This window comes from Paenibacillus rhizovicinus, assembly GCF_010365285.1.
Taxonomy (GTDB): Bacteria; Bacillota; Bacilli; order Paenibacillales; family Paenibacillaceae; genus Paenibacillus_Z; species Paenibacillus_Z rhizovicinus.
Genome location: NZ_CP048288.1, coordinates 120507 through 138258 on the forward strand (window position 1 = coordinate 120507; position 17752 = coordinate 138258).

General features: G+C 47.4%; 28 protein-coding genes. All 28 read left to right on the forward strand.

Translation table 11 applies throughout. The annotated features are described in order from the left end of the window. Positions 1–38: 38 nt before the first annotated feature. The 28 genes from GZH47_RS33110 (at position 39) to GZH47_RS33245 (ending at position 17681) form a co-directional block, all read left to right on the forward strand. Positions 39–302 carry a hypothetical protein gene (locus tag GZH47_RS33110; RefSeq protein WP_162645868.1) on the forward strand — a complete coding sequence of 88 codons (264 nt, stop codon included), beginning with the start codon at positions 39–41 and terminating at the stop codon, positions 300–302. A 143-nt stretch (positions 303–445) separates the two neighbouring features. Beyond that, positions 446–1318 carry a hypothetical protein gene (locus GZH47_RS33115; RefSeq protein ID WP_162645869.1) on the forward strand — a complete coding sequence of 291 codons (873 nt, stop codon included), beginning with the start codon at positions 446–448 and terminating at the stop codon, positions 1316–1318. A gap of 150 nt (positions 1319–1468) precedes the next feature. Continuing rightward, the gene (locus tag GZH47_RS33120; RefSeq protein ID WP_162645870.1) at positions 1469–3316 is read left to right on the forward strand and encodes a DEAD/DEAH box helicase; all 1848 of its coding nucleotides are present in this window, start codon (positions 1469–1471) and stop codon (positions 3314–3316) included. Positions 3317–3384: 68 nt separating this feature from the next. Continuing rightward, positions 3385–4251: a hypothetical protein gene (locus GZH47_RS33125; protein ID WP_162645871.1), complete on the forward strand. Its 867-nt coding sequence runs from the start codon at positions 3385–3387 to the stop codon at positions 4249–4251. Positions 4252–4351: 100 nt separating this feature from the next. Continuing rightward, entirely contained in the window at positions 4352–4636 is a 285-nt protein-coding gene (locus tag GZH47_RS33130) for a hypothetical protein (RefSeq protein ID WP_162645872.1), read from the forward strand. A gap of 112 nt (positions 4637–4748) precedes the next feature. Continuing rightward, the gene (locus tag GZH47_RS33135; protein WP_162645873.1) at positions 4749–4985 is read left to right on the forward strand and encodes a hypothetical protein; all 237 of its coding nucleotides are present in this window, start codon (positions 4749–4751) and stop codon (positions 4983–4985) included. A 38-nt stretch (positions 4986–5023) separates the two neighbouring features. Further along, positions 5024–5689, forward strand: coding sequence for a 3D domain-containing protein (locus tag GZH47_RS33140; RefSeq protein ID WP_162645874.1), 666 nt, complete (start codon positions 5024–5026; stop codon positions 5687–5689). Between the two features lie 43 nt (positions 5690–5732). Beyond that, positions 5733–6008, forward strand: a complete 276-nt coding sequence (locus tag GZH47_RS33145; protein ID WP_162645875.1) for a hypothetical protein — start codon at positions 5733–5735, stop codon at positions 6006–6008. After that, positions 6005–6373 carry a hypothetical protein gene (locus GZH47_RS33150; RefSeq protein ID WP_162645876.1) on the forward strand — a complete coding sequence of 123 codons (369 nt, stop codon included), beginning with the start codon at positions 6005–6007 and terminating at the stop codon, positions 6371–6373. Before GZH47_RS33145 ends, GZH47_RS33150 begins: the two co-directional genes overlap by 4 nt. Positions 6374–6678: 305 nt before the next feature. Continuing rightward, positions 6679–7455 (forward strand): single-stranded DNA-binding protein, encoded by a 777-nt coding sequence (locus GZH47_RS33155; protein ID WP_162645877.1) that lies wholly within the window; start codon positions 6679–6681, stop codon positions 7453–7455. 65 nt (positions 7456–7520) lie between these two features. Continuing rightward, complete coding sequence (locus GZH47_RS33160; RefSeq protein WP_162645878.1) at positions 7521–7883, forward strand: hypothetical protein; 363 nt, start codon at positions 7521–7523, stop codon at positions 7881–7883. 11 nt (positions 7884–7894) lie between these two features. Continuing rightward, the gene (locus GZH47_RS33165) at positions 7895–9139 is read left to right on the forward strand and encodes a recombinase RecA family protein (RefSeq protein WP_162645879.1); all 1245 of its coding nucleotides are present in this window, start codon (positions 7895–7897) and stop codon (positions 9137–9139) included. A gap of 12 nt (positions 9140–9151) precedes the next feature. Then, the gene (locus GZH47_RS33170) at positions 9152–9748 is read left to right on the forward strand and encodes a uracil-DNA glycosylase family protein (RefSeq protein WP_162645880.1); all 597 of its coding nucleotides are present in this window, start codon (positions 9152–9154) and stop codon (positions 9746–9748) included. Then, positions 9745–9957, forward strand: a complete 213-nt coding sequence (locus GZH47_RS33175; protein WP_162645881.1) for a MerR family DNA-binding transcriptional regulator — start codon at positions 9745–9747, stop codon at positions 9955–9957. The genes GZH47_RS33170 and GZH47_RS33175 overlap by 4 nt, the downstream gene beginning before the upstream one ends. 240 nt (positions 9958–10197) lie before the next feature. Next, complete coding sequence (locus tag GZH47_RS33180) at positions 10198–10815, forward strand: iron-containing alcohol dehydrogenase (RefSeq protein ID WP_162645882.1); 618 nt, start codon at positions 10198–10200, stop codon at positions 10813–10815. A 16-nt stretch (positions 10816–10831) separates the two neighbouring features. Further along, positions 10832–11191, forward strand: a complete 360-nt coding sequence (locus GZH47_RS33185; protein ID WP_162645883.1) for a hypothetical protein — start codon at positions 10832–10834, stop codon at positions 11189–11191. Next, a complete protein-coding gene (locus tag GZH47_RS33190; RefSeq protein WP_162645884.1) occupies positions 11148–11618 on the forward strand; it encodes a hypothetical protein in 471 nt (156 codons plus the stop codon). The genes GZH47_RS33185 and GZH47_RS33190 overlap by 44 nt, the downstream gene beginning before the upstream one ends. A 21-nt stretch (positions 11619–11639) precedes the next feature. Next, a complete protein-coding gene (locus GZH47_RS33195; RefSeq protein WP_162645885.1) occupies positions 11640–12173 on the forward strand; it encodes a hypothetical protein in 534 nt (177 codons plus the stop codon). Between the two features lie 25 nt (positions 12174–12198). Then, entirely contained in the window at positions 12199–12669 is a 471-nt protein-coding gene (locus GZH47_RS33200; RefSeq protein WP_162645886.1) for a hypothetical protein, read from the forward strand. Between the two features lie 32 nt (positions 12670–12701). Then, entirely contained in the window at positions 12702–13433 is a 732-nt protein-coding gene (locus GZH47_RS33205; protein ID WP_162645887.1) for a hypothetical protein, read from the forward strand. After that, positions 13366–13890, forward strand: coding sequence for an accessory gene regulator ArgB-like protein (locus GZH47_RS33210; protein WP_162645888.1), 525 nt, complete (start codon positions 13366–13368; stop codon positions 13888–13890). Before GZH47_RS33205 ends, GZH47_RS33210 begins: the two co-directional genes overlap by 68 nt. 5 nt (positions 13891–13895) lie before the next feature. Continuing rightward, positions 13896–14018, forward strand: coding sequence for an AgrD family cyclic lactone autoinducer peptide (locus tag GZH47_RS33215; RefSeq protein ID WP_162645889.1), 123 nt, complete (start codon positions 13896–13898; stop codon positions 14016–14018). Positions 14019–14036: 18 nt separating this feature from the next. Next, on the forward strand, positions 14037–14399 hold the full coding sequence (locus tag GZH47_RS33220) for a hypothetical protein (protein WP_162645890.1): 363 nt from the start codon (positions 14037–14039) through the stop codon (positions 14397–14399). A 213-nt stretch (positions 14400–14612) separates the two neighbouring features. Next, complete coding sequence (locus GZH47_RS33225) at positions 14613–14897, forward strand: hypothetical protein (RefSeq protein WP_162645891.1); 285 nt, start codon at positions 14613–14615, stop codon at positions 14895–14897. Positions 14898–15002: 105 nt separating this feature from the next. Further along, complete coding sequence (locus GZH47_RS33230; RefSeq protein ID WP_162645892.1) at positions 15003–15467, forward strand: hypothetical protein; 465 nt, start codon at positions 15003–15005, stop codon at positions 15465–15467. Next, entirely contained in the window at positions 15460–16143 is a 684-nt protein-coding gene (locus GZH47_RS33235; protein ID WP_162645893.1) for a hypothetical protein, read from the forward strand. The genes GZH47_RS33230 and GZH47_RS33235 overlap by 8 nt, the downstream gene beginning before the upstream one ends. Positions 16144–16527: 384 nt before the next feature. Continuing rightward, complete coding sequence (locus GZH47_RS33240; RefSeq protein ID WP_162645894.1) at positions 16528–16770, forward strand: hypothetical protein; 243 nt, start codon at positions 16528–16530, stop codon at positions 16768–16770. A 92-nt stretch (positions 16771–16862) separates the two neighbouring features. Next, the gene (locus GZH47_RS33245; protein ID WP_162645895.1) at positions 16863–17681 is read left to right on the forward strand and encodes a 4Fe-4S cluster-binding domain-containing protein; all 819 of its coding nucleotides are present in this window, start codon (positions 16863–16865) and stop codon (positions 17679–17681) included. Positions 17682–17752: the final 71 nt, after the last annotated feature.

Here is a 17752-nt window from a genome sequence, read left to right on the forward strand (position 1 = left end):
CATTCATTGCGAAAATTATATTAGGAGGAATATACATCATGTTGAATTACAAAACGTCTTTAAATCTTGCCACTTGCGATTCTGCTCAAGAGGCTAGATCGATCCTGTCGTCTATCGAAGCGTCGGTTGCTAGTGATTCCTTGAATCATGCCATCAAACAACTCGGCGACCAGGTAGAAGGCTTCATTGCATCTGGTCATCATAATCTGGCTCTTTTCACATTGACTCGGCTTGCCATGCTGGAAGATCTTCAGCTTAACGTCGAGCGCATGGCCAACAATGTGCAATCCCTTCGAAGATGAATAAGGCGCTGGTCGTGATTGGCGTCATCTGTCTTATTGGCGGCAACGTTATGGCGTTGCCGCTTATTTTTATTTGCTGGCTCATTTATCAATGGATCCGAAACGGAACCTAAACCAACCCAATTTCGAGGAGGAAATATCCAATGATTCAACTTATCCAGAACGTAATTAAAAACAGCATCCGTGTCGAAGTCAAAGAAAAGAATCGCTATGAACAGTATCCGGTAATCGTCACTGATGTAGCTGAGGGTTCCATCACAAATGGCTGGTCGCTCACTTATTATCCAAAGCTGACGCATGACCGTCAGCGCTTGTACGACATCAAGCAGGCGTTCGGGTCTCTTGGTATTACCATGTTCAGCAACCTGTACAATGCAGTCATGTCTGTCGATCAGCGTTTTCTCGCCGGCGAAGGCGTGCAAGAGCTGCGTGGTCGGAAGCATGCAGCCTATGAGTTCGGAGACGGAACGGGTCGCATTACTTCTCGTTTTGCTTGCATGCAAAAAGAGCATAGCAATACAATCACAGTTTCGATCCTTGACTCCAATTCGCCATTCTATATGCTGTCCATTAATTTCACGGTTATGAATAGCAAACAGGAGCCTGGAAAACGTCACATGGTGGGGTCCGACAAGCAGTGGGATGCAGCCATTGACGTGTTCAATGAGCGCAATGCTCAGTTCGCTCCGGACAGCGCACGGTTCATTCAAGTATTTCAGGAGGGGGAAAACACCTTTCCTTATGTACGAGCAGCGATGCAGTCAGGTATGAATGGCGTATCTCAGGTCGATCCTAATGCTAGCTTCGTATGGCGCCGAGATATTTCTAATGAGTTTCAAGCATTGGCGCTGGCCTATGAGAAAGTAATTCTTCGGACGGCCATGGAAGTAGCTTATGACAGTATTCGACATACACTTCAGGCCACAAGAGTCCAAGAGCCTACTTTAGCTTCCGGAAATGTTGGCCCATTCGGTATGGCCGCCGGTGCAGTTGCGTCTGGATGGCAGCCAAGATAGTCGTATTGGGTGCTGTGGGTAAAGTTTCCTTGCAGCACCCGATGCACATTTCACCGAATATTGCTATAATATTCTAGGAGCATTGGATATCGTATTGACGGACCTAATGCTATACTTTATGGGTCCTTTTGCCCCCGAGGAGGGTTTCGTTTGATACAGGTTCGATCGCAATATAATAATATATACGTGAAGATTCTCGATTCCATGGAGACTTTTGATCTGACCCTTGAAAAAGTGCGGTCAATTCCAGATCGATCCTTCAACATGGCCACAGGGGAGTGGATGTTTCCACGTACTCATATCGGCCATCTTCTTTATTGCTTCAACAATCAAATCAGTTGGATGACTCCTCTTGCTGAAATTGTACAAGATGTCCCAATTGATAATGAGCTTGTTAATCAGCATTTGCAATGGGAGTCTGAAGGGGAGTTCAAAAACTTCCTCATACCGATGTACCCGTACCAGAAGGTTGGATCTAATTTTTTGATCGACCGTGGATCTGGCGCTGTGTTTGACGGCTGCGGGCTGGGGAAGACGCCTCAATTGATCGGTGCGATCATGAAGCTTAATGAAATGGGTAAAGCTGAAAAAGCACTCATCGTTACGCTCAACAGTTTGAAACGACAATGGGCGAAAGAGATTGAGAAATTCACAGGCGAGACAGCTTTGGCCGCCACCGGCACATCCGATCGAAGAGGCAAGATTCTTCGAGAATTTGGCCGGCGCAAAGAAATTAAATTCCTTGTAGTTAATTACGAGATGCTTCGATCAGAGAGCTTCATGAAAATCCTAAAATCGATTAAGATCGATGTAGTTGCTCTTGATGAAGCACAGAAAATAAAGACGGGTGTTACAGATGCTTATCTGGACATTAAGCCGAGCCAGAACGCAATGGGTGCCCATGAGCTGAAACATATTCCATACCGTTTTATTGCGACGGCCACGCCGCTGCAGGGGAAAGCCGAAGAAGTGTGGAGTCTGTTTTACTTCCTGGACGAGAATATTCTTGGACCATGGGAATACTTCCGTGAAAGGTATTGCACCTATTCCAAAAAGTATGGCATCACTGGTTATCAGAACCAGGGCGAACTATACTATCGAATTGCACCGTACTTCATCAGAAGGACGAAGGATATGCCGGAAATCCAGCAGCAGCTACCGGAAGTTCAACACAGCCATGTCTTCTTAGAGATGACCGATCTTCAAGACAAGCTGCACAATTATTTACTGCAGCAGTTGGCTGATGTGAAGGAGCAGGCGAGAGGGATCAACGGCTACACATTCCTTAACGGACAAAGTGTTTCGCCGCAAGAAGCGAAAGACTACTTCGATGCGCTGGCGCAAGGATATACTACCTTCTTAATCGAAACCTGCGACTCCCCAGAGCTCATTTATAACAGCGCTTCTCAGATGGCACAACGGATCCGCACCGAGTTTGGATTGGACCCAAAATCGTTAAAGTCTCCGAAAATTGAGCACCTTAAAGACTTCTACGAGAACATGACGTTCGATGAGCCGAAGTCCAAAGTCGTTATCTTTACTCGATTTGAGGGCATGGCGCAGCTGATACACAAACAGCTGCCTAACTCAGTGATCTATCATGGTGAGATGAGCGAGGGCGGCAAACAATTCGCTGTCGAACGATTCCGTGAGGATCCAGAGATTAAAGCATTTATTTCGACTGACGCAGGATCAACGGGGTTAAATCTTCAGGTGGCGAATTACCTGATCCACGTTGATATGCCATGGGACCATACCTGGGTTGAGCAGCGAAACGGTCGTATTGACCGGACAGGGAACCAGTTCAGCAACGTCACCATTTATTATTACTGCATGGGCGATAGCTATGACGAGCAGGTCCTGGAGATCATTAATCGCAAGTCCGAGCTGGCCGCCGCCATCATTGAAGGCGGAAGAGATTCGCATCATCGAGGCCCTGATGTTCACGCCTTGGCGATTGAACGGATGCTCAAGCGAAAGAATAAACAATTGGCCTGACGATTGACCAGGACATCCTTCATGTGTAAGATGGGGGATGTCTTTTTTTATGCGTAAGGAGGGCTGAAATGAAAAGCAAGGTTATTTTGCTCGACAACGGGAATGTGCTATACAACACCGGATGGGGGGAAGAACGCTGGGAGGAGAAAGAGCCATACACCTTGGTGCGACTTAACGCAAGAGGTGGGTCCCCGTATCCTGATGGGGAGTGGGAGTTCTCCGGCAGCTATGATATCGAGATCCGGACCGGCGACTTCGGAAACGTGTTCTGCTATACCGGATACGTCCAGGGAGACTATAATAAAATCAAGCGGGTGGATGGCCGCCGGATCCGTGGCCCGAAGTTTGAGGTTCGGCTTGTCCCGAAGTCGGACATCCATTACGGTGTTACCGGCGAAGCTATCCTTCACCGCAAAGGCATATCCATCAAGAAAGCTAAGAAGCTGATCGTCGAAGCCGTCCGTGCTTACGAGGCTACTGATCGGTTCAAGCAGGAGATCTGGCCACAGGTGTTGAATCCAGATGCCAGGAAACCGATCCTTAAAGAAATTGACGGCCAACTCATTTGGGTCGCCACAACCTGGGGAAGTCCGTGGAGCGCTGTCCAAACCAAGAATGAATACAATCGCTATGGCGGTAATGCACTTGGATACGGACACTTTTTTTACCGTGAGTTGCAGCCGAAGCTTACATATCCGAAGACGGAAGATGGGTATAGCGATTTCAGCGGGCAGCCGACCAAAAATTATGAGGACCCACAATACTCGCACATAGAAGAACGTGGCGGATCCACCTATGGCGGATGGGATAAGCGACATGATCCGGAAGAGATGAAGAAGCGGATCGATGAGGCCATCTACGATCTGAATGATTTAGCTCAGGTCTATATTGCCCAATTACAGTTCCGATCAATCGATTGGGGCAAATCGAGGTGAGAAGCAACTGTTTAATATCAAGCAGCCTTGCAGCGACTGTCCTTTCCTTGCCAATGGCTTTATGCTTCAAACGCTTGAAGAGGGAAGGATAGAGAAGATCGTGCAAACTCTTCACGAGGACAGGTTATTCCGTTGTCACAAAACCATTCAGTATGAGCTGGAGGAGAGTGACGGACATATCCCGCTCACGGAAAAAGATCAACACTGTGCCGGCGCACTGGTCTACATGCAGAAATGCGGCAAGGACAACGCCCCTATGCAAATTGGCGAGCGGCTTAGGATGTTTGACCCGTCGCAGCTGCGTGGCCACGATGACGTGATCGAGCCGCTCGAGATCTCCAAATTTAAAGTGAGATTTGGCGATAATTTGAGCAATCATAAATAACTTGCAGATAAAAGCCACGATGTGCTAATCTAAAGCATATTGTGGCTTTTATGTAATGCATTACGTTAAATCGCCTGTCGGCGTCATTCATTTTGAAAGAAAGGAGGAGCCTATGAACATAAGCATTAAGGAGCAGCCGGAGGTCATCTTCCTACACGACTACTATTTCCGCTTCTATGGCCGCACGCCGGAAGACACCAATGAAAAGGGCCTACTTACTACAGTTTCCGCCCTGGACGAAGAGCAGGCGATGGAGTTCGCAGAGGCCGTCGCAGACAAAATGGCCACAATGCTGGGCATTGAGCGGGTGTTGTTTGAACGTTATCATGCCAGAAACCTTATGGATTAAATTCGTGTAATGCATTGCACAACATAGGGAAAGATGCTATGATGATTGAGGACAACTACACAAGTGAGGTGAAAACCTTGAGAAAACGCAAGATAATTGCAGGTATTCTCATCTTTTCGCTCCTCATTGCCGTAGCAGTTGTTAAAATCACTGATTATAACAACGTCTTGCGAGAGCAGCGTAAGATCGGTCATGATCTGGAGCTGAAGGTCCACATGCTTCAAATGGAGCAAACGGGCCTTGTAAATCACCTGCAGACATTGGAGGAGAAGAGTGATACACTCCAATCCAAGAATGAAAAGCTGCAGGAGGATAAGCGATCCTTGCAAGAGAAGGTTGACCAGCTCGAAAAGCAAGTGGAGCAAGAACGAGCCAACCAGTGGCAGAGCTTCAAAGCCACGTATTACGATGCGGATTATCAATCCACCGGAAAGAGCCCTGGAGATCATGGGTATGGCATTACGGCTTCCGGTAGACACGTACAAGCCGGTGTGACGGTAAGCGTGGATCCAAAAGTGATTCCATTGGGATCATGGATCGAAATTCTGTATCCGAACGGCAAAGTAGAGCGCAGACGTGCCGATGACACCGGTCGCCTTATTAAAGGCAAACATCTGGATATTTACATCCCGAAGGCGAGCAACACGTCGGGGAATCCGACCGTTAAAGTTCGCATCATTTCGGGGCAGAAGACAGCCGTGTAATGCGGCTGTTCTTAATTCACTTGATTGAGGAGGAATACGTAGCATGTCCCAAGAACAGTATGGCGATCTGTTTGATCATATGGTACCAGGCAGCAATCGAGAGCATGCATCATCCGAATCGGCGCAACAGGAAGCCCAGGAAGTCCGAGAGTTCAATGATAAGTTGACTTCCGGCGACATGGTAGCCACGTCGTATTTGATGGTGAATGCTCTTTTGAATTTGCTGATCGATAAAGGTTACATAAAAGAGGATGAGGTTAGCAAGCTTATCGATGAGCTATGGACCGAATTCAAGGCAAAGAGGGGGCGTCGCACATGATTGCGATCCTCAAGCCTCATGTAACGCATTTCTCTGAAGAGCTGAAGTTTAAGGCACAGCCGAGAGATGATGTGGTCGTCGGCGGCAAAATCGTTAGCGTTGAAGTCATCCCTGAAGCATTCTTCGGTGAAACATACTTCAAGTTGATCCTCGATGACAGTATCGGCACAACGAAGGTTATCATCTCTAATGAGATGTATCATCATTGCTTTGCTGATATCGCCTTTGAGGGTCAATTCTTTCTCATTAAAGGCATTGTCAACGTGGTTTCCCGCAAAGTGGCCACTGGCATAGAAAATCAGTATTCCGTTGTAGGCTACGAAATGAGCCCGTTGCCGATCGGGGAAGGAAGCACCCATGCGTAACGTGTTGGTCTTTCCGGATGGAACCGAACAGCATTTCATGTATCCAGTTGATCGTGAAATTTCGGAGGGTGAGCCCCTCCAGGTTACGATGCACGATGATTCCATGCAAATGTTCAAAATCGTTTCGATTGTCTCTGAAGAAAAACGGATCCTGTACTACTTATCTTTTTAAGGAGGTGAGCTCGACTCGCCGATCGTCGTTGCCCCGTCGCCCTGTCGTCCTGGGAGATCTTGCGTAGTCGCTGTCGCTCCCATTCACTTTAGAATTTACAAATCCAAAAACCCAATTCACGGAGGTACTTCCCATGAGCGAAAACAATAACGGCAAAAAAGGCTTTTCTAACGATGCATACATTCACGTCACCGGCAACATCGCAACGCTGAAGGATCCGGACACGCAGCAGCAGGTACATGCGTACTCCAAGCTGATGCCGAACAATAGCAATCACAAAGTGGCCAATGCTATTGTTGCGGTCAACCACCCGAACGAAGATGAGGCTGACTTCTACAAGATCGAAGCCTGGTCTTATGATCCGGCTCGCTCGGCGCAGCATGACTTCCTGATGAACAACTGCTACAAAGGTCGTCTGGTCGAGATCCGTGGAACCTTGATCCTCAAGAAGGATCGCAACGATAAGAACAAGATCTATCCGACGATCGTTGTCGATAAAATCATCGGTCACGGCGAAGCCGGTACGAATGGCCAAGGCAGCAACGGAGGCGGCCAGCAACAGCAACAACAGCAAGGCTACGGTCAACAGCCGCCGGCGAATGTCGGTGCTGGCCAACAGCAATTTTATCAGCAACAAAACGGATTCCCGCCGCAAGGACAGCAACAAGGCGGCTATGCCCCGCAAGGTCAACCAGGCGGATTCCCGCCGCAGGGCCAACAGCAAGGTGGAGGTTTCCCTCCACAAGGTCAACCAGGCGGATTCCCACCACAAGGTCAACAAGGCGGATTCCCACCACAAGGACAGCAGCCTAACGGTTACGGCTACGGGGCTCCTCAAGGCCAACAAGGTGGCGGCTACGGCGCACCGATGGGTGCTCCTGGTCAAGGTCCTTTCGGACAAGGCCGTTAATACGGAAATTCCGGCAAAGGAGGGGGAGCAATCCCTCTCCTGTGTTGCCTGAAAGGTGATGTTCAATGTCTTCTTCCAACCCCACTGCGTCACTCAGTCGTTTCTTGTATGCTATCTTTGATTACCACCAGGATAAAGGCCTGCCGGTTCCGGTTGCTAAAGCCAAGATGTATGACGATTCCTTCGAGACGCTCTTCAAGTTGATGAAGCAAGAGAAGGGCATTCCTGACCACATGCTGGCGATCGCCGCTCAGTTTATGTCCCGCACATTGAACTTGCGTGGCTCGCAGTTGGCGAAACAGGCGCAGGATCTCCAGAAGGATGATCCGCAAGTCCAGGTTATTCTCAAAGCCATGCAAGACATTAAGCTGGTCAAAGATGCGGTGGACATCTTCATCAGCTCTTACAAGGGCACCACTTCATCATAGGGGGAATTTGCATGGCACCAAAAGCTAAGAGTAAAAGTTTGCCCGAAAGTCCCGTTGCAGCGGCAGCAGCAGAAACGGGTAAGGGAGGTTATGATGTACAGGCCGATTTCAATAAACGATTCGGCGCAGGTACGTTTTTTACCTTCGAAGATATCGGTGCCTCGAGAGAGATCTTCCCGATACCATCAGGTATTCCATCCTTTGATTATGCATCCGGCATTGGCGGTCTTCCGCTGGGCCGTATCGTCGAAGTGTATGGACCGGAATCATCCGGCAAGACGACGTTCTCGCTTTACGTCGCAGCCGCCTTTCAACGTATTGCAAAAGTGTTTGGGCATCGTTTGTTTGGCCGTCGTGTAGGCTTCGTCGATGCAGAGCATGCGCTTGATCCGATTCACGTCGCTGCTATTGGGGTGGACACATCGGCCTCTACCGGTATGTTGATCAACCAGCCTAACAATGGTGAAGAGGCATTCGATCTAATCGAAGCCATGATCAAATCGGATCAATTTGGCGTCATCATCGTCGATAGCGTTCCGTCCCTAGTGCCGAAAGCCGAAATTGAAGGAGAGATGGACGATCAATTCATCGGTCTTCAGGCTCGTCTTATGGGCAAGGGGCTGCGTAAGATCCACGGTATCGCTCAGAAACATGACGTGCTTGTGATCTTCATCAATCAGATCCGGGAGAAGCCGGGCACCAGATCACCACACGGTGGAACACCGGAGACGACTCCTGGCGGCCGGGCATTGAAATTCTATGCCAGCATGCGCCTGGACGTTCGCCGCACGACGATCGAGAAGGGGAACACCTTCATTGGTCAATCGACTACGGTCAAGATCGTTAAAAATAAGTGTGCAAGGCCATTCACGAAGGCCGAGTACGATTATTACTGGCAAGGTGGCATCGACATGACCAAGAATATCATGACAGTTGCCATTGACACCAACGTTATTGGACGTGCGGGCGCTTATTATTATGTGGGCCCAAGCAACAAGGAGCCCTACACTGACGGAAACGGGAACGAGCTGAAGTGGCAAGGAGCGGAATCGCTGCTTGAATCGCTTCGTGTCAGCCCGCAGCTGTTCGCCTATATCAACGACATGGTGCTGGGGATCATTCCTCGTGATGCTCAATTCATTGTTGAAGAGGCTGATGATCCGTCGGAGCTTGTTGAGCTGGAGCGAGAAACGGGCGAAGAGTCTGATAACGCTTCTGCCGGGCCGGATTTATTTACCCAAGCCGGCCAATCATAAGGAGGAGAGCATATGGCTTTTGCTGTTCCACTTAGCCCTCATGATACCGATGACGTTCCTTTTCTTGACATGTTGAATATTCCTATTGCCGGGCTTCTTTCAGCCCGGCACGGGGAGATTCGCAAAAACATAATCAATTGCCAAGCCTGCTTTTCTTGTCAGCTGACAAAGCCTCTAAGCCTTCATAACGAAGAGGCTCGGATCATGATCATTGGCGAACGGCCGGATGATGTCATGCTGGATACAGAAATGGGCATGGCGCTATCAACTTTACTGCAATCAAGTCAATTGTCCTTGAAAGATGTATATTTGACCTCTGTTACTAAATGTATTGAAGCCATGGATCCGACCCGCTGCCAGCATCACTTGGTTGCTGAGTTACTCACGGTTCGACCTCTCCTGGCTATCGCTCTTGGCTACAACGCATCATTGGCACTGACGCCGCAGCCTGCTGTTGGAAGCTACATTCCACTATTTGCGAAAATTACTTTACTGCCAACCTATTCCATGCGGGATGTTGAGGCAGACAACACAGGTCAAGTGAAACAGTATCTTTTAGGGCAATTCTCCTATATTGCACAACAAATACGGGAGATGAAGACCGCATGAAAAAAGATCTGACGATCAAAAAGGCTGCAGCGGCTCTCGGTGTCCATCAGGATACCGTGAAATATTGGGAGGAGCAGAAACTGATTCCGCCCGCAAGACGAAATCCTGGGAACGGCTACAGAATTTATAATATCGCTGAAATTCGTGAAATTGCCAAATCGAGAGGGATATGTGCGAACGAGCTCGAATCTGCCCTTGCAATGATGTAAGAAAATGTACAACGGGTGTTATTTCTGCTCGTATTTTGTGTAAATTCCTAGAATATTGCAGAAAATACGAGCTATTGCATATGCTCCCCTCTCCAAATGGCAATATTTCGGTTTCCGTGTAATACATTAGGCACAGCTATGGATAATGGTGTATAGGTGTGGTATAGTGTATTACATCAATGTGATACTGATGCAGCAGACCGTGCCGGGTCGAAAGCATAAAATTGGAGGATGCATGCAATGAACAAAGAAGAACTGATCATTGGGCAGCTATTGAGCCAGGCCGAACAGCTGGTTTATCGCTTTCTGAAGGAAGAATCCCTTCACGGAACGATAAAGCTATCAATGAAAGAAATGGCCAAGCAAATTCTGCATCGTTACAATGACGAAATTCAGGGACGCCCAAACCCAACCACTGGTGAAACGGAGAAAACGCTAAGCGAAGCGACTGTCCATCGTGCGATCCGTAAAATGACTAAAGAGGGCATTGTCGGTGTTCTTGCCAGCCAGGAAAAGTCTGAAAGCAACGAGATAATTTTCTATGGCCTTCCCGATGAGGAGCGTCAAGTTGACGAATTGATGGATCTCGGACAAAAACTCAGCCTGAGCTTGTCCAGATTCCAGAGTTTGCTTGCTCGCAAAGATCAGGAGCTAGAGCAGGTGAAGCGTGAACGTCAAGGGCTTTTCAAAGAAATCGACGCCGTCAAGGCAGCGAATGCGCAGCTGACAAACACGAACACCATGCTCAACCAAATGCTGCAGGAGTATCTAGCCGGGCACGAGGTATTTGGACAAGGGAAAATAATCGAAGCGGAGAAGCTTCCTGATGGCACCATCGCAGTGATCCTCCAACAGTAATCTGGGAGGATTGGGAATGAATAAAGGCGTCTCACTTAAATATTTTCAATGTATTGTTGAGGAGTCGGTTGATTTTGAAGAAAGGTGCCACGGGGTGGCACAGGAGCTATTGAGGCTCTTGAGCCGCCCGCTTTCTCCTTCCGAACACCAAGGGATACGGAAAGATCTTCAGCTATTAGGGCGACTCGATGAGCGATTCATGTTTCATGTCCAACGTGAGATGATGCGGTTAACGATCAGTTCATTTGACCGGCTGATTTTTGAGGCTGAGAAGGACGTGGACATGTCTCTGGCTATGATGGCTGCCACTACTTTTATGGGCGGTGATTTCGATGAGCTTGGTTTTAACACGGCTGGTACGGGAAACTTCCACTGATTGGGAGTCCCTTGTACATAATTACGAGCAAGAAAATCGAGCCCTGCTGGTTCCGTCTGAGAATAGCGCAGCTACGCTTCATCGGTTTAATGTCCGGTTAAGCGAGCTGTTCACTCGTGCCCATTATGATTTCGCAAGGGCTAGACGGAATAAGGACGCTGTCGAGCGGCTGGTCGAAAACGTCATAAAGGACTACTATAACGGGCCGAATGAGCTCGCTCGTAAGGCAGCCGGCATTCAATACGCCAGGTGCTATCCAGCTCCGGAGGAATGGCATGCGGATACAGTCGATTTGTTCGATCTGGAGGATCGGTTCCGGTATTATTTCTATTCCTTGGAATCCACGATCAAAACCCTAGCCATGAAATCCGAGGCGAAAATCACGAACAATTCGCTACTGAAGTTGGAAAAGGATCTAACCGGCTAACGCCGAAAGGAAGTGCATTACATGGATTGCGTTTACGAGGCGGAATGCGCCAATTTCGGCCAGTGCCGGCGGTGCTTTAACCATGACATGTACAAGCCTCATAAAGAATATCAACAGCTGCGCTCCCGATCCGAAAATCGGAAAGAAGTTAAACAGGGGATGGACTTCGAGAATAGGGGCACGAAAGCTTATAATTCAGCCGTAACTCGAGCCCGTCAAGCAGCTCGCCGTCAACCAAACTCCGGAGCAATGTCTAATGCGCTCGGGGATATGATCACCGAAGAACAATTGACCGCCTCGCTTGCGGAGTTCAAGGAGCGCTCTAGTGTAGGCGCCAAAGGCGGAAAGCAGATCACGATCAAAAAGGAATGGCTGGATAAGCTTGCCTGGGAATCTAGGCAAATGAATCGGGACTTTTATTTCTTGCCCTTCTCATTTGCTGGAGCAGAGAAAGATTATGTGGCCATGGAATATGATATGCTGCTTCGCTATATTCAGAATATTCAATTCCTCCTTGAACAGAATCGTTTATTGAAATTGCAACTCAATGGTTAATGCATTTCAACAATGGAAGGAGGAGGTGATCCTGGACGATTTCGGTTTTTATAATGCTGAGATTCGCCGCAACTTGAATAAGGAACTACACAGCCTGGTCGATCACGCTAATAGGCATATCGACCAGCGAGATGATTATCCGGCCCATGAGATCATCAAGAGCATTATTTCGCAGTACAGTGCTCGGAGATCGCTATCGGACAAGCAGCGGGTGTGCTTGGCAAAGTTCATCTTTTACATTCAACATATTCAACCTGTTCCGCCGAGAAAGAAATATTTGCAGAGACCAGTTGTGCCGCCTTCTGATCCAAAGAAGGATCCGAAATCGTTCATGTATTCTCCGTTCGGAAATCCTAACTTGGGCTCTTATGAGGTTAGAGAAGGACTTGAATTAGTGGCCGCATACATAAACAAGCAGCAAAGTACCCGCCATCAGAGTCGTGTAAACAGCATGGCAATGAGGGCCGGCCTTAGCGTACATCGTATCCAAATATGAAATAAACATCCTAAATAAAGGGGCACTTGGTCATGTCCGTTTTGATTGCAAATTTTTTGGTATCCCTGGAATGGCTTACAATAGTCATTCTGCTGATTTCACTGTTTAACCTCAGCTTCAGCGGGTTCATCCCGCACATTATTTTTATTTCCTGGCTGATGGCTTTTGTCGGATGGGGGATTGATCAAACTTACTTATCGGGATCTACGTATGCACTGCTGATTCAAGTAATAGCGCTGTACCTGTGTACTTGGCTTATATTGCGGATCAACGTCTTTTATGCATTCGGAATATCCGTTGTGTCATACGGAATCTACATGATCACTCAGTCTGCATTGTTTTTGGGGCTGCATGCTATATCGTTCATGGATGAAACCGACTTGGTGCCGTTATCCGAAAAACAGCTTATCTTGCAAGGACTTTCAATAGCGGTTCCGCTTTTGATTAGTTACCTTGCGACAAAGCTTCGTATCCGTTACAACCTGTTCGTTCCTACGACAGAGTTCATCAAGCTGCAATTCAATCGCCTAAATAATATCACGGTGTTCGTGCTCATATCCATGATCGGCATATCGGTGGTTAACTTCCACTTCATAACCGAAGGCAAGATTACTTTGTTCATTCTGATCTCAGTGATCCAGCTCGCATGCGTCGCCTTGCTCTTGTATTTGTTCAAGCGAAAGGAAGGGATTAAACATGATAGAAAAGTGGTCAGAAAAATCAGCTATAGCAATAAAGAGGATGAATCCCGAGCAAACGCATAGCATTGCCGTTCTCACTTACGGCTTCACAGTGCTGCTCAATGGATTTCTTACCTTATTTGCCTGCATTATTTTTGGGGCAATTACCGGGCATTTCACTGAAACATTAATCTCGCTGCTTACGTTTATCATGTTGCGGCAGATTTCAGGTGGATATCATTTGCGCTCGGCTTTATCGTGTTGTCTGTTTTCTGTAACCATTTTTTTATTGATTCCGTGGATTCATGTCGCTAACGAGAACATTCTGTATGCTATGGATATATGTAGTCTTGTCCTTGCTGCTGTCTATGCACCATCAAACATCAGGAATCAGTCGAACATTCCAGAGAGGTTTTATCCTCTCTTGAAATACCTCTCAGTGCTGCTCATTGCTATCGGATCGTTGCTCCGGTCAGAAGTGGTTTCCATCACCATTCTGGTCCAGTGTTTGCTTCTGATCCGAAAGCCTGAGAGGAGGTGATTTCAATGAAAAGGTTTGTAGCAAAGCATACTTCTACGCTTGTTGCCGCTGTCGCATTTGCCGTTGTAGCCATGGCATCCCCATGGCTGACTAACAGCCCTGACGTTCCTGCAGAGCTGAAAAAGTAGAAACTGGAGAACAAATTTATGGACCTTCCAGCAATCAGCCACGATGGCTCGCCAGTATTGCTTGATGAATCTGATATATTCTCTGTGCGTCTACTTGGAAGGCGGATAGTAATGACCACTGTCACTAATGAGGAATATTACTGGCCGCTTTCCATCGATGACGTCTCTATGTTCTTCGGCCCAGGATTTGAAATATCCGATCGAAAAAACATTTTCAATGCAGAGAAGATCAAAAATTACGATTCCAGTAAGGGGGCCGTATATAGTGACGAGGTAGTTACCAATAAATCCGCTTCGGTTGCGCTGAACGATACGAAAATGAGAGAAATCAAAAGAAAACTAGGAAAAGAGAAGGATATCGCAAGCGATTGGGAGTATTAGTAGTCAAATAGTCCCAATATAGCCTAATTACATAAACCTTACAGCTTGTCAATAGGAATTTATGTACACAAATAGGCATGGAAGCATTTGACCTCGGCTGGTATACTTTAGGATATAAGGCAGCGACACAAGATTTGAAATTGCTATGTAGCAATGCCCTGTATCAAATCATTGTGGTTGATGTACTACCTATTTTTGGAGGCGTACCTACCCATGGCGAGATCTTTCACTGTTTACGGCTTTTTCACTTTCAAAGTAAATCAAACTCCTCACGCTGAGGACATCGCTCTTAACCTCAATTCCATTTTGTCGCAAATTCCTACCGGGAACACAAAACCTGTCGTGATTCCATGTTATCTGGATAATTCCGATCGTGAGGCGATTGTTGTTGCTGATCACGCAATCAGCGAGGATCTCGCAGCCGAGATTGTCGAAAAATCAGGACAAGATTTCACATATACGTCCTTTGTGCATCTCATCCAGAATACGGCTTGCTAACCACAATCAAAAGAAAAACTCACATACAGTGGGTTTTATTTTGATTGTGGGGGTACTTTCCGGTCGCTATCGCTCTCATTCATTTTAGAATACAGGAGGTGTCCCATGGGAGACTTTTATTACGCCAAACTATTAATTCCGGATCGCTTCATGAATGACGAGATTCGGGCCCGAATTGCATCGCATTTCAAGATGAATCGATTTGAAGAAATCGACGGGAAGATCACGCTGGACAGCGGACTCTGGATGATGGAGGATCCGCTGGCACGGAGCGGTGAGTTTGATCTTGAGCATTATTTGGTAGAGCAGGGGGTTCCGTTTGATCGTTGGACGGAGAATACGGGCTCTTCTAGTCCGGCGTACAATCGGGTGTTCCGTCCTGGTCTATTGGATCGAGAGTTTCCGGAGTCCGATGAAGGCACCGTTGTCCCCGTTACTAAGATTCAAGAGATCTACGATCGTGGAGGAGCCCTTGATATTGTCGAGGGGATTGAAGATTTGCTCAAAGAATACAACCCGAAGTATCCTGCAATTGAATCCTATACCGATGGAGGCGAAGCCAATGAGTGATTTGCTGCAAGAAGCACTGCTGTCCGAAGATGTGTCCATGCTCGACGAAATGATGGAGATGCTGGCCAATGTAAAAGCGGCCGGCGGCCATGTCCCACAAGAAGTGGACGAAATGACGATCCGTCGCATGATGATTCGCATGAAGATCAACGAGCGAGAGATCTCGAAAGACAAGAAGATGAAATCCGCTATCGTCGAAACATGGGATGGTCGTATTAAGAAGAAGGAAGAAGAGGTCAAGACCCTCCGTGCCTTCATTGAACGATGGATTATCGAAACCAACAAAGGCAAGCCGTTGCAGCTTGACGTCGGAACCGCCAGCACACGCAAGGTTCCGCATGCGTTCGAGATCAAAGACCCAATCTTGTTCCGTGAATGGCTAAAATCGATCGGCAAAGAGGCCACCTTCCTCAAGCCGCAAGAGCTCGATGTGACAGCTGCGAAGGCGGATATTATCGAGTATGTTGACAAGAATGCCGACGAGATGGCAGAAGCAGAACTGAAGAAATTGCAGGAAGAAAATCCAGATAAGAAATTCACAAAAGCGGAGCTGAAGCGCCGAAAAGACGAACTTATCGCCGGTTATATTCCTGCACTCGTTGCAAAAGTCGGCCTTCCAGAAAACGTTGGTGAATATAAGGCAGAAGGTCAATCAGTTAACCTTCGTTTTGCTTAACCTGTGCCCCGATCTGATGATAATGCGATGTATTGCATTACATTGATCGGGGTGTTTTTATTCCTGGACTTGCGATAGGCTACACGTCGGAGCTGTCATTGTGCGTAGTATAAAACACCAGATCTCCAAAAAGATATAGTGGCTCCTTCGAGTGTTTCGATCAAGCATTGATGTAGGCTGCAAGGTCGTTAAAATCATTGCAATCGAAGTATTTACGCCGAATGAAGTTCAATACGCCAACGACTAACATAATAATCAATATGCCATGGATCTATTTCGCAAGGCTCAAGTCAGCCCAGTTTAAGTCGTGAAAGGATGAGCCTGTTGAATACTTATACAGTCATAGCCATATTGATGAATACCCTTATCAATGGTGGCCCGTGCATGATTATTTTTTTCCCGTCAATTGGATATATCTGTTTGGCCATTGCCATAATTTTGAGCATCTTCATAAAGAGGAAAGCGGAAGCTCTGCAGGACAAGACTGACGAGCTGAAACAACAAATTGTGGAACTCAAAATGGCGCAAGTTGATCTGAATAACGCTCAGAATGAGTTTATTAAGCTGTCAGAACAGCTCAACGAGAAGATGCAAGAAAAAACCGGCATCTATCGCCGCATTTCTTAATGAAGCGTTAAATATTTCATACTTTCTATTGTGTTACCGCAGGTTTTGGATTATACTTTGTGTAATGCATTACGCAAGTCAGGAGAGATAATATGAGTGACATTGAAGAATCGATCTCTGAGCGTCAACATATGCGCTTTATCGGGGTCACAAAGGACGCCACCACTGCCGGGCCAGGGAAACGGCTAGAGCTATTTCTCAAGGGTTGCATCCGTGGGATTGTTAATCCTTGCGAAGGTTGCTTTAACCCATCGACATGGGAGTTTGGCGGCGATCGCAAGCGCATGCACATCAATGAAGTTGTCGAGATGATCGATCGTGATGCCTGGAATCGTCAGGTGACGTTCTGCGGCGGTGAGCCATTGCTGCAAACACGCAATCTGATTGAAGTTTGCAGGGAACTCAAGCGCCGTGATCCTCGGATACATATCGTCGTATACACCGCATATCTGTTGGAGAATCTGCTCTCCCAAGGAGTCTTTTATCGACTGCGTGGAGGCGACGAACCTGCTGTTCAAGAGACGTTATTATCCTACAGCGCCCATTGGAATCCGGAGCTTACGCATTTTCAAATTGCGACTGCGGATCAGATCCGAGAGCTCATGGGAACCATTGATATTTTGGTTGATGGCGACTACCAATCGAAGCACCGGATTCCAACCGAGAAATACATGAACGAAGGCATGTTCATTGGGTCGAGCAACCAACGGGTGATCGACACTCAGGAAACGCTTCGCTGGGCGCCGCAATTCGTGTTCGACTATGCGGATGTTTGGATGGAGAAGCACCTTATCAAGAAGCATTGTAAATGCTGCGGCCATCCTATCAACAATCGTCAGTTCACGTACTGCGACAGTCGTTGCCGCAAGGCATTTCATAAACGCCAGAAAGACATTGCGGTTTTCCGATAAATGATGGCTGATATCGATGTCTCTCGATTGTTTCAGTCCTTGGAAGAGGAGCTTGATTCGCTCGTGTCAGT